10 protein-coding genes are annotated in these 12,114 nt (G+C 33.0%); all 10 read right to left on the minus strand.

Annotated features, from left to right (window positions below; genetic code table 11):
• Window positions 1-4: 4 nt before the first annotated feature.
• Complete coding sequence (locus tag OE105_RS11070) at window positions 5-1,270, minus strand: S-layer homology domain-containing protein (protein WP_275420238.1); 1,266 nt, start codon at window positions 1,268-1,270, stop codon at window positions 5-7.
• A gap of 366 nt (window positions 1,271-1,636) precedes the next feature.
• Complete coding sequence (locus OE105_RS11075) at window positions 1,637-2,140, minus strand: NUDIX hydrolase (RefSeq protein WP_275420239.1); 504 nt, start codon at window positions 2,138-2,140, stop codon at window positions 1,637-1,639.
• A gap of 17 nt (window positions 2,141-2,157) precedes the next feature.
• Entirely contained in the window at window positions 2,158-3,426 is a 1,269-nt protein-coding gene (locus OE105_RS11080) for a hypothetical protein (RefSeq protein WP_275420240.1), read from the minus strand.
• A 217-nt stretch (window positions 3,427-3,643) separates the two neighbouring features.
• The gene (locus OE105_RS11085; RefSeq protein ID WP_275420241.1) at window positions 3,644-3,793 is read right to left on the minus strand and encodes a hypothetical protein; all 150 of its coding nucleotides are present in this window, start codon (window positions 3,791-3,793) and stop codon (window positions 3,644-3,646) included.
• 782 nt (window positions 3,794-4,575) lie between these two features.
• Window positions 4,576-5,586, minus strand: a complete 1,011-nt coding sequence (gene galE / locus OE105_RS11090; protein ID WP_275420242.1) for a UDP-glucose 4-epimerase GalE — start codon at window positions 5,584-5,586, stop codon at window positions 4,576-4,578.
• A gap of 7 nt (window positions 5,587-5,593) precedes the next feature.
• Window positions 5,594-6,649 (minus strand): dTDP-glucose 4,6-dehydratase, encoded by a 1,056-nt coding sequence (rfbB, locus tag OE105_RS11095; protein WP_275422171.1) that lies wholly within the window; start codon window positions 6,647-6,649, stop codon window positions 5,594-5,596.
• 83 nt (window positions 6,650-6,732) lie between these two features.
• The gene (locus OE105_RS11100) at window positions 6,733-8,274 is read right to left on the minus strand and encodes a lipopolysaccharide biosynthesis protein (RefSeq protein ID WP_275420243.1); all 1,542 of its coding nucleotides are present in this window, start codon (window positions 8,272-8,274) and stop codon (window positions 6,733-6,735) included.
• A 114-nt stretch (window positions 8,275-8,388) separates the two neighbouring features.
• Window positions 8,389-9,330: a glycosyltransferase family 2 protein gene (locus OE105_RS11105; RefSeq protein WP_275420244.1), complete on the minus strand. Its 942-nt coding sequence runs from the start codon at window positions 9,328-9,330 to the stop codon at window positions 8,389-8,391.
• A 254-nt stretch (window positions 9,331-9,584) separates the two neighbouring features.
• A protein-coding gene (locus OE105_RS11110; RefSeq protein ID WP_420842529.1) for an IS3 family transposase occupies window positions 9,585-10,720 on the minus strand; the annotation gives its coding sequence in 2 pieces (ribosomal slippage) (window positions 9,585-10,486 and window positions 10,486-10,720; 1,137 coding nt in all).
• A gap of 117 nt (window positions 10,721-10,837) precedes the next feature.
• Window positions 10,838-12,073 carry an O-antigen ligase family protein gene (locus tag OE105_RS11115; RefSeq protein WP_275420246.1) on the minus strand — a complete coding sequence of 412 codons (1,236 nt, stop codon included), beginning with the start codon at window positions 12,071-12,073 and terminating at the stop codon, window positions 10,838-10,840.
• Between the last annotated feature and the right edge of the window lie 41 nt (window positions 12,074-12,114).

Genomic DNA, 12,114 nt, shown 5'->3' on the forward strand with positions numbered 1-12,114 from the left:
TCTATTAAGGGATAATGAAAATATAATACATTTCGGTACTCATAGATGGTTGAAAAATGACTTTTTTCCCATTTACAGTAATTTGATAACGTTTCAAATTGTCATTTTTAGCCGGTTCTATATTCTTTTCAAGGTGTTCAATAAACTGGGTAACGTCATCATCGAAGAGATATGAAAAGAATGGTAATAGCGCTTCTTTGTGTCGTTCCCAAGCTCCTGTTGCTGTACTGACAATCAGAGTATAGGAATTTCCGCTAGGATCAAAAGAAACGGAAAAATCACTAAGTGGAGCACCAAATGCCGTTAGAATATCATTCAATCTTGCTAATTCTTCTTGGTATCTTGTTTGATCTTTAAAATATAAATACTTTAATACCGCATTAGAATATGTTGTAAATCCTTTGGATTTGTCTTTATTTGTGATTAATACCTCATAAGCTTTTTTCATTTCCGTAGTAGGGAAAACTACTGGTTTCACTTCTCCGTTGGCATAAGGCCAATTTACATAAGGTAAAGCGGAGAGATCAGGATTAAACGGTTTCCGTTTTGATTTGTCTAACATTCGACTTAAAACAGTAACCGCTTCGGCTCTTGTCACCGGTTTATTGACTCCAAATATGTTGTTTCCTAAGCCAATCATAATCCCTTTTGTATACACTTGAAGAATAGATTGATATTGATGCTTGACTTTGTCTAAATCTTTTATTTCTGTTTTAGCTAGTAGAGCGTAATTCCATTCTTCCGGAATTTCTGAAAGGAGATTCTTAACTGATTGATTTACAAGATAAGATACATCTTCCCTCGTTAATGGGGTTGTATAGTCATCATTCCATCTGGACCACCGTTCATGTTCATTGATTATGCCCATATTATCTGCTTGTTCAACAAATGGTTGCGCCCAGTATCCTTGCGTCGCATTTTTAAAGTCAAACCCTGGACTCCCATAATCGATGACATAGCGACTGTAAGCATCCATTTTATTATAGATTTCACTTTTCCAATAACGGTCCCCATTTGCTTGTTCTTCGGATACAGCCATGAAAATCATTTTTAAAAATTGACCCACAGTCACAGGATCATTTGGTCGAAATGTACCATCAGGGAATCCGTTGATGATTCCTTGTTCGACCATTTCGTAAATAGCACTTTCTGCCCAGTGTCCTTTAATATCCTTAAACGTTGTTTTCTCAGCGGCATCTGCAGACACTGGTGAAAAGAATGTAGTAACCATTAAGACTGTTGCGATTGCCAATAACCCAAACTTTTTCATACTTTTCTCCCTCCATTTTTGTTTTGATTTCGGTTCCCAAACAAAAAACCTTTGGGCAACGATTTGTTTAACAGTAGCCTAAACTACTGTTTTTCAACTCGAAGCCCAACGGCGTGAGGTTTAATCGAACACTAATTCTAAAAAAAGTCTTTGGAAAATTAAAAGATGTTAACAATGTAATCATAGCAGAAATATGAGATTCGTAATAATTATTAACATCTTACGTTTTCCTCAAGTTTTTCCTGAAACTCCCCGAATCAAGCTTATTAGATACAGGAAAAATCAGTCCGCCAAAAAATAATCCATGCTTTTCCATTTTTATCAATGTTCGATAAATCTGGGAAATTGGTTGATTCATTGATGAATTCACCGGTTCCATTCCCTAATTATGTTCGCACTCCTCATTAAAGCAACGAGTGTAAAAGAGTCCTTAATAGTCCCTTCAAGGGCCATTTTATAAGCTAGGTCAAAAGGTATTTTTACAATACGGGTAATTCCTTCTGAAATTTGCAATCGATTAGAAGCTAAAATGGTATTTTTCCCTAAAAATAAATGGATTTGACTGTCTGAAATACCTGAATCTGTATACATCGATCCAAGTGGAACAATTTGTTCACAGACCGCATCGATTTCTTCTTTCAATTCTCTTTTTGCCGTTTCCAAAGGATTTTCACCTTTTTCCTGAAAACCACGAGGTATTTCCAATACTTTCATATGGATGGGTTCTCGGTATATTTCGATAAAAAAAACTTCACCCTCCTTTGTAAGTGGCAAAATAGCCGCTCCACCCTTTTTATTTTTTAACGAAAGAATATTATGTTGAACATGTACTTCAAAATAATCATTTTTATAAATTATCTTTTTTTCCACTGTCTCCCGCCTATCTATCATTGTAATGAATTTAACGAAAAAGATTTAATAGTATCAAAAATATGTTTCGGATTTTCCTTTTCTATTTTTCTGATGACTTGTTCTCCTTCCTTTTCCAACCTACGTAAATTTCTTTTTGTTTTGGAGGTCCATGGGCTTAATGCGATATTAATTAAATGTCCAATCAGCCGACCACCAGCCATATTTGCAATTTCACTTACACTTATTCCGATCATTGTTGCTAAGCCACTGGAACCGACACTAACACCTTCACCTGACAAAATATCTGTTCCAAATTGTTGAATCGTTAATTTCCGCTGTTCCTTTTTTATCCTTTCCTTGATATCACGGGATACGATTCGTGGGAGTTCTTTATCGTATTGATCAATAAAATCAAAAAGAAGATCTTTTAATTTTTCTTCATGATCATTACCGTTTCTTAAATGTTTTTTCAGTTTTTTATGCTCCTTCAGTGAACGCAAATGATGAACTTGTTCAAAATCAAGGGATGCTAATATGTATTCGTTAAAAAAGGATGAAAATAAATGTTGTTCATCTGCAATGGCTTCCATGTGTTTTTTTGATTGACGAATATTTAAAAAAATTTGTTCCGGTGTGATTGAGTCGACATTTTTAAGCAAATCGACCGGATAAGCTGCCGATAATTGTAAATAATGGGGAATATTGAAATTGTATGTAAGATCGATATATCGGATAATTTTCTCTTTCGATGAATGACTGTTAAATTCAATCGATTTCGTTAATGAATACAATCCCTTTCTTGTTAAATGGCTCTCTCCATAGCGTTCCATCATTAGTTGTAGCCACAACTGTTTATCATTCGGATGAATATGTAGTTTCTCCAAATTCCCCTGAATGTTTTCGGTGAAATGGTGGGCAATTTCCGTCCTATTCCATCGAATCGAATTTTCAAGATTCACCCGTTCGATTACATTCAACAAGTCTTTTTCCGAAACCCACTTTTCCTTCAATGTATTAGATTGTTTAAAATAAAAGTAAATATCAAATAAGCTGTTAATTTCTTCTCTCACAGATGGCACAATGATTCCTTTATTGACATAAGCTATTCCAGACGGCTCAGAAAGGAATTTCAAAAGGTGACGATTATTTATAAAAAAAGAATCAGGTATAACGATCCGATCATAAAGCAAAGCATAAAAATTAATTAATGCTTTGAATGTTTGTAAAGTGATTTTTTGTTCATAAACATCATCTGCAAAAATAAAGTACACGTCCGCCAAACTGCCCTGTGAAAATCTCCTCAATAAAGCACACCGTCCTTTTATAACTTGCTATCGGTATACCAAAAAGCAGAAAATTAAACGGTGGTGAAAAGCATTAATCAATTAAACTATTCGACACGATTTTCCAAAAATCCTGTTTATTTTTATTATTAGTAGAATGTAAATAAGTTTGGAGAAACCTGAACAATCCGCATTACCTCGGTCATTTTTTTATTGGTAGAATGTAAATGCTTGGAGATTAACAGCGTTCTTCTTCCCTCAGTTTTTTGAGCTTGTCGATGAGTTGGTTGAGGAGGTCTTGTACTGTGAGATTTTGGTTCGTGTATGCTTCGCGGTAGGAAGATAACAATACTTCTTTGAAACAATCGGTTTTATTTTGTTTTGACATTTTCTCCAACCCCTTCCCCTTAAAAGGTATTCCCAATCAATGAAAACATCTATTTTCGAAAATTTTGAAAAATGGTTTCACAAAATCATATGTATTTCCAGTGGATTTGGAGCCATACAAATGTATTTTTATGAAAAATGGGAGTGAACATAGAACGTACTTGTTCAAAAAGACTACTCGGTGCAGAAAACGCTTGAAAGGAGTACAGATGAGCCGAGCATTTTATGAATGATATGATTGATTCAAAATTACAAATCAACATAGGTGAGGTAAGAGCGTGTATGAAATGATTGTTGAAAAAACAGGTCCATGCAATACTTAGTATCGGCAAAACGAGTTTGCCGAGTTGGAAAATGTGGCGGAGCATAGTGTCCGTGCAATACTTGGTACCGGCAAAACTTAAAAAACGCGTAAAAAAAAAGCGCACGCATGCCTTAGTAAAAAAATCTGTGCGGATCAACGTAAAAAAGGATAGGTCTACAGAAACAACAAAAGGGGGCCAGTCAATGTAAAACTGACCAACACTTATAAATAATCTTATTTTGAAAACTCCTTAGCTGGATAAACCCATGGGAAACATTGTGTAAAATGTGGGCCAAGTTCAAAAACGTGCAAGTTACGCAGAACGAAAAACCTATGGATCCTTCATATAAGAGGAAAATCGATTTGAACCATTTATGGGGATTCCCACAAAAGGAAAATCCCCATACTTTTTACATTTCTCAAGGAAATCTAGTTATATCCAATTCTTGCGTGTTTTTTGCCGTTTCTTCGGCACGAATCTAGTTATACCCGTTCGGATTATTGACTTGCCATCTCCATGTATCAAGGCACATTTCTTCCAATCCTTTTTCCGCCTTCCAACCGAGTTGTTCCCTCGCCTTCGTCGGATCAGCATATACGATTGCCACATCCCCTGGCCGCCGATCGACAATTCGGTACGGTACTTTTTTCCCGGAAGCTTTTTCAAACGCAGCAACCATTTCTAAAACACTATACCCTTTTCCGGTTCCAAGGTTAAAGGCATCGATGCCGGTTGTTTTCATTACTTGATCGAGGGCTTTTATATGACCCTTCGCTAAATCTACCACATGAATATAGTCCCTAACACCCGTTCCGTCTGGAGTCGGATAGTCATTTCCGAATACGCGGAGTTCCTTCAATTTACCAACCGCTACTTGGCTAATATACGGCATGAGATTGTTCGGAATCCCATTTGGATCTTCCCCAATTAGTCCACTCGAATGGGCACCGATCGGATTAAAATAACGTAATAGTGCAATACTCCAACGGGCATCTGAAACATATAAATCTCGTAAAATTTGTTCGATCATCAATTTCGTTTGACCATAAGGGTTCGTCGCACTCAATGGAAAATCTTCAGAAATTGGTACCTTCTCCGGCATTCCGTAAACGGTGGCAGAAGAGCTGAACACCATTCGTTTAACATCATATGTTTTCATAACTTCACAAAGAACAAGGGTTCCGGTAATATTGTTCTCATAATATTGTAATGGCATTTCCACCGATTCCCCAACAGCCTTTAATCCTGCGAAATGAATAACCGCATCAATGGGATGGGTGGAAAAGATCTGTTCTAGACTGTTACGATTACGAATATCTACTTGATAAAAGGGGAAATCTCTCCCCGTAATTTTCTTTACCCGTTTAATCGCTTCTTCTTTACTGTTCCCGAGGTTATCGACGACGACAATATCGAAGCCAGCGTTGAGTAATTCTACTGCTGTATGACTGCCAATATAACCTGCACCGCCGGTTACTAAAATAGCCAATTTTCAATCATCCTTTACTTGTGAAATTTCCATCACTTTTTTTCAAATTTGTATAATGTCTTTGAAAAAAGTCATTTAATTCTCCTTTTAACAAAGGGCTCCACCATATTTTATTTTCGCGATACCATGCAATCGTTTGTTTGATTCCTTGTTCAAAACTCGTGTTCGGTCTCCATCCTAAGGATTTGATTTTTGACGAATCCATCACATATTTTCGGTCATGGCCGGGACGATCCTTAACGTATTCAATGGAGCTTTCCGTTTTTCCGAGTTCCTGCAATATGGTTCGGACAACATCGATATTTCTTTTCTCGTTATTTGCGGAAACGTTATAAATTTCACCGGGTATTCCTTTATGTAAAACGATGACAACAGCTCTCGACGCGTCCTTTACATATAACCAATCGCGAATGTTTTTCCCATCACCATAAATCGGCACTTTTTCATCATTTAATAAACGAATAATTGTTAAAGGAATCAGTTTTTCTGGAAATTGGTAAGGACCATAATTATTAGAAAACCGGACGATGTTCATCGGAAGTCCATACGTTTTATAGTAAGCTTGAACAATTAGATCAGCGGAGGCTTTACTAGCACTGTATGTATTATTCGGTTGAACTGGCGATATTTCGGAAAATTTCTCCGTCGAATCATATGCCAAATCCCCATATACTTCATCGGTGGAAATATGGACGAATTTTTTTACTCCAATTTCCTTCGATGCCTCTAACAAATTTTGCGTTCCTAACACATTAGTTTTGATGAATGTTTCCGAATTGATAATCGCTCGGTCCACATGGGTCTCCGCTGCAAAATGGATTACGTAGTCGAATTTCTCCCTTTGAAAAAGTTCAGTGATTGCGTCAAAATTTGTAATGTCCATTTGTATGAAAGTATAGTTCCGATCGTTTTCTAGATGCCGGTGCTTCTGTAATTCACCTGCATATGTTAGCAAATCTAAATTAAAGATATGGTAGTCCGGATTCGTGCGGATGAAATTATGAATAAAGTTACCGCCAATAAAACCTGCACCACCAGTAACTAAAATTTTTTCCTGTTTCAATCTTTTCACCGTTTTCATTTCCTTTTCTATTTTACTATCTCTTACAAAATAAAAAAGGAGAACAGGTAGGTCTCCTAGTTTATTTACTTTAACAATTTCAATTTCTCTTTTATCCTTTTTAATACAAAATTGTTAATAATGTTATATAAATATTGGAATTCCTTTGTTTTATAAAACAAGCCAAGAAAGATCAAATTTGGCACGATAAGACAAATAAACAATTGAATAAGGAAATTTACCAAGTTAACTTCCCTAAATGGAATTGTTATAATAAAAGTTATAAAAAGAGTCATAATAGTCACGAATGTATAAAACAGATACTTTCCAAAGTAGGATCTAACAGATGATTTTAACCCATATTTATACAAAACATAGGGTTCAATCCAAAAGACAGTTGTTAATGAGCTAATCGTCGTTCCGAGAAAAACTCCCACCATTCCAAATTTCTGTACTAATAACAAGGAAGCGGTAAGATTAATAATTGATTCGAAAATCGGTTTATGTCGGTCATACCAAAATACTCCTAACGCATCCCTAAAAGTAAGAACCCCTTTTCTCATACCAGTTAAATAAAAATTTAGAATAATGATCAATACTATATAAGTATTTAATACATATTCTTGTCCGACCCATAATTCAATAAATGGATTAATTAAAATAACTAAACAAATTGTAATAAAAGAAAAAACCCAGAAATTAAGTAACAAGGTTACCTGGAAGATAAATTTCTTCTTTTCATTAGTTTCTGTAACTCCCAAATTCCCAACACTTGCAATAATGGATGAAAATATTTGTGATGTTATAATGTTCAGTGCATTTAAAATCAATTGGTAATTCGAATATAAACCAACTTGTATGAGCCCAACAAATTTAGAAATAATGAGGTTGTCAGTTGTGGTTACAACCACTCCTCCAAGTTTGTGGGCAATCATTGCACGTACATTTTTTTTAATTTCTGTTAGGGTATTTTTATCGATCTTTTGTACATGTTTATCTTTTAAATACGGATATAATTCGTCAGCTTTTTTGGAAACTAAAATATTTTCCACAAACGTTGCAACAATTTGTGATATGAGAAATAAAATAAAATTATGTGTTAAATACAGAACAATGATTTGAACAATATTTAAAATAATAAAGAAAGAATACCGATAAATCGTTGCTATATAACGCTTTTGATCTGAAATGATTAATGTGCGTTTATATGAATAAAAATAGGAAATAGCTGTATTCACAACAAAAAGTAAAAAAAGAAAATGGATATGTGGAATATCCGGAATCGATTTAATAAAAAATCCTAAAAAAGGGGTTAAACCAATCCCTAAAAATAATATAATGATTCCAATACTTATATATGCCTTTTGGAAAAGCTTCATTAAGGCTTTTATTTTTTTTTCGTCCTTTTCTGCCAGAGGTTTATATAAACTATAAGCAATTGCAGGGCCAATTCCCAGTTCTACTAAAGACAATATACTTAATATATTGGTAAAAAGACCGTTAAGTCCTAAATATTCAGTACCTAGTATTTCAATAAAAACCATTCTAGCAAAAAAGCTGACCAGCAACCCAATAATTTGCCCTGATAAAGCAAAAAAAAGATTAATAATTGAACTTCTTGTACGCATGATAAGGTTCCTTTAATATATATTGGAATATTAATTAGATTTAATCAAAATATCATTTTTAAATGTGAATAAACTTACAATTATTCTACAAAGAAAAGGAAAGAGTTAATTAGATTATGACATTTTTAATTTATTTAACTTATAAATCAATAATACTTTATTGTAATTTAATTTCCAGCTACGTAAACCGTTGTTAAAATTAAATTTTAATATATGATTTTTATACTTTCCATAATAATTAATTATCTCCTTTCTATTATATCCTTTATTAATAGCCAGTAATAATCTATATGTAACAAGAGCAGATAAACGATAGTTAATTAAAGCTTTCTTTAATTTGCGATTTTTATCAGCTTCAAGTTTTTGACACATTCTTTTTACTGACTCAAAGTCTTTATCTAATTTATCCAATGAAAATGATGATAAATTTGACTCATTATCCTCTTGGACATAGTTTGTTAGATGTTCGTTAACAAAACAAACCTTATTGGTTTTTGATAAAACTTCACTAAAGAATTCTATATCTTCTCCCCATGATATATTCATCGGAAAACGTAAATTATTCAAAATAATAAAATCCCTGTTAATTAGCCAACTAGTTGTATGAATTTTAATCTTTCCTAAAACATATTCGATTAAAATATCACCTTCTTTAAAAATTGTTTTAGTTGGAAATTTACCTTTAGGTGTTACATTTAAATAACTACAATAACATACGTCAGCTTTTTTTTCTTTAATTTTCAAATACATTTTTTCCAAAAAAGTAGCTTCATAGAAATCATCTGAATCTAAAAAACTAACATAATCTCCCTTAGCTTCTTTTATTCCTCTATTTCTAGCACTAGAAACTCCTTTATTCTCCTGAAAAATATACTTAAACCTTGCATCAATTCTTGTGTATTTTTGAATTACGTCTGCAGTTCGATCAACACTACCATCATCGACAATAATTACCTCAAAATTACGAAAAGTTTGATTCAACAAAGAATTTAGTGCAATATGGATTTTATTTTCACGATTATACGCTGGAATAATTACTGAAATTACTGGTTTCATTATTCATCTCCAATAATGTTTTTTTTAATCCCTAAATAAATTGTATAAATATATTAATTCAGTGGATCTACGTCAAGTTTCTGGACACAAAAAGATTAAGTTTTTTACACAACAACCATTCATGGATTGTTCCACGCCCAAGTAGGTTGTCAAAGTGAAAAGAGTCTTTGACATCCTACTTGGACATGGAGAAATAAACCCATGGATGTTGTGCCAAAAAATGTGAAGGGGGAAATGTTCTGTACCCCCAAGTTTTACGCTGCTATTCGGAACATTTTTTCATATTCATCAGGTGTCAAATAACCGATGCTTCCATGAATTCGTTTGCGATTATACCAACCTTCGATAAATTGAAATAACGCAATTCTCGCTGCCTCAAAGCTTTCGTATTTGGTTAGATAAACTTCTTCTTTTTTCAATATGGCGTGAAATGATTCAATACAAGCATTGTCATATGGACATCCTTTTCGACTAAACGACGAAATCATTTCATGTTTTTTTAGAAGTTCTTGAAACGCTTCACTTGTATATTGTGTTCCTAAATCGGTATGCACGATGAGCCCCGCATCCGGTTTTTGATCTTGAATGGCATTCTGAAGTGCTTCCAGCACAATTTCTGTTGTCATTTTGCGAGAGAATTTATATCCGACTACTTTTTTGGTATGTAAATCAAGAACGGACGCTAGATAACACCAGCCATCACGAAGGGTGTGAATATACGTAATATCAGCTACCCATTTTTCATTAATCGTTGTGGTAGTGAAATTTTGATTTAATACATTTTCTCGTTCTTCTACTGGCTTTCGTGTTGGTGTTGGGCGAAACTTTTTTATAATACAAGATTTGATGCCTGCTCGTTTCATCAGACGTTGAACTCGATTGATACTGCCTGTATAGCCTTCTTTTTTAAGTATTTCAAAGATTTTAGGGGCTCCATAACGACCCTTACTTTCTTTATGGATTGCTCGAATTCGTTCAAGTAGTTGTTCGTTGGCGACATGATAGCGATTCGGCTTCTTATGAAACGATTGATAATACGTACTTTTAGGCATCTTTAAAACACGACACATCGTTTGGATTGGATGATGTTCGCTTTCTTCTATGATTAAGTCAATCAGTTCTTGCTCATCTATTTTCTCGCGAATATGGTCATAGCCTTTTTTAGAATTTCGATCTCCTGTTTTAGTCGAAGATTTTCCCTTTGAATGGCTTCTACATCAGCCAAAGTTAACTCTTGTTCGCCTTCTATTGGAGAGAGTTGCTTAATCCATTTATAAATCGTTACTTCAGAAACACCATATTCGCTAGAGAGTTGACTGACCGGAGTGCCTGAGCGATAAAGCTCAACCACTGTTTGTTTAAATTCTTGATTATAACGTTTTTGACTCATAATTCGGACACGACCTTTCGTTAGTTCAATTTTAATGACTTAACCAAGTTGTGTCCATATATCTATACTACATCCAGGAAAAGAAAAACTGTTATTAAATATGAAAATTCCATTAGATTATTTTTGAATTTCTAAATTAAATTCTGATTTTTTTCTATAACTTCCTTTAAATATAACGGCTAAATCAACCTTTTTATCTGATATATTTTTTATTATCATTAAAGCTAACATGAGAGGTATCCAAAAACCATATGACCTTCCTGATTCAATCATGGAATTTATAAAAGCTATTGTTATAAAAGAAACTGCTATGGGATTTTTTTTTGATTTCAAGATAATAGTAATAAATATTAATAACATTAGCACAGCACCAATTATTCCTGACGATACAAGTAAATCAATGTATAAATTATGGGCACCATAATTATTACCAGTCTTCTCCCAATAGTATGTATATCCATTTCCAAAAAAAATGTTATTCCTTGACATCAAAATAGCTTGTTCCCATAAAAAATCACGATGATTTAAATCATAGGAAGAAAAATTAAATAATCTAGCTTTAATTTTTTGAGGCAAAATGTGATATATCATTAATACTATAGTACAAATTAATAATATTAATGTTATAATTTTAATCATATTATTTTTTTTCAAATAAAGCTTAATATAATATAAAATAATAAATAACATCCCCAAAAAGAGTGCTAAAAATCCACCTCTTGACATACTGTAAAAAATTGGATACATCGAAATAAAGACATACATTATATGTTTAATTTTATTTATATTCTTACTTAAGATTATCTTATTTATTCCTATTAGTACAGCAGGGATCACAAAATATGGTATTCCATTGGCATTAATGATTGAATTTAAATATTTAATCTCGGTTCTATAAATAGCGCTCATCTGAGTAAGATTTGGATTTGAAACCAGAATGAAAATGGAAAACACTATGCCCCCTAAATATATAGAATTAATAATCACTCTTAAATCTTTTATTGATAATTTAATGGTCGATAAAATTAAAGCTATAATTAAAGGTAATGTTATCGAAGCATATGATGTGAAGCTCATAAATGACATATTATTTAACAAAACGAGTGAATAATATGTGATAGAAATGATTATAATTACTGAAATTACATTAATTTCTAACCTTTCATCAAATAATAATATAGAAAAAAATAATAGTATTATTAATAAGGGCTTATACATATTTGTTAAAACATCGGGAAACACATATACACTGGTAAGAGATAGAAAAAAAAACAAACCTATTAACTTTGCTTTAAAGGAGGATCTTTTTGTTATTTCAAATTTTTCAATACAATTATTTTTCATTTTATCCATTCCTCTTATATATAATATACCATCGTTTAGGAAATAAAAGA

The organism is Fervidibacillus halotolerans, assembly GCF_026547205.1.
Taxonomy (GTDB): Bacteria; Bacillota; Bacilli; order Bacillales; family Caldibacillaceae; genus Fervidibacillus; species Fervidibacillus halotolerans.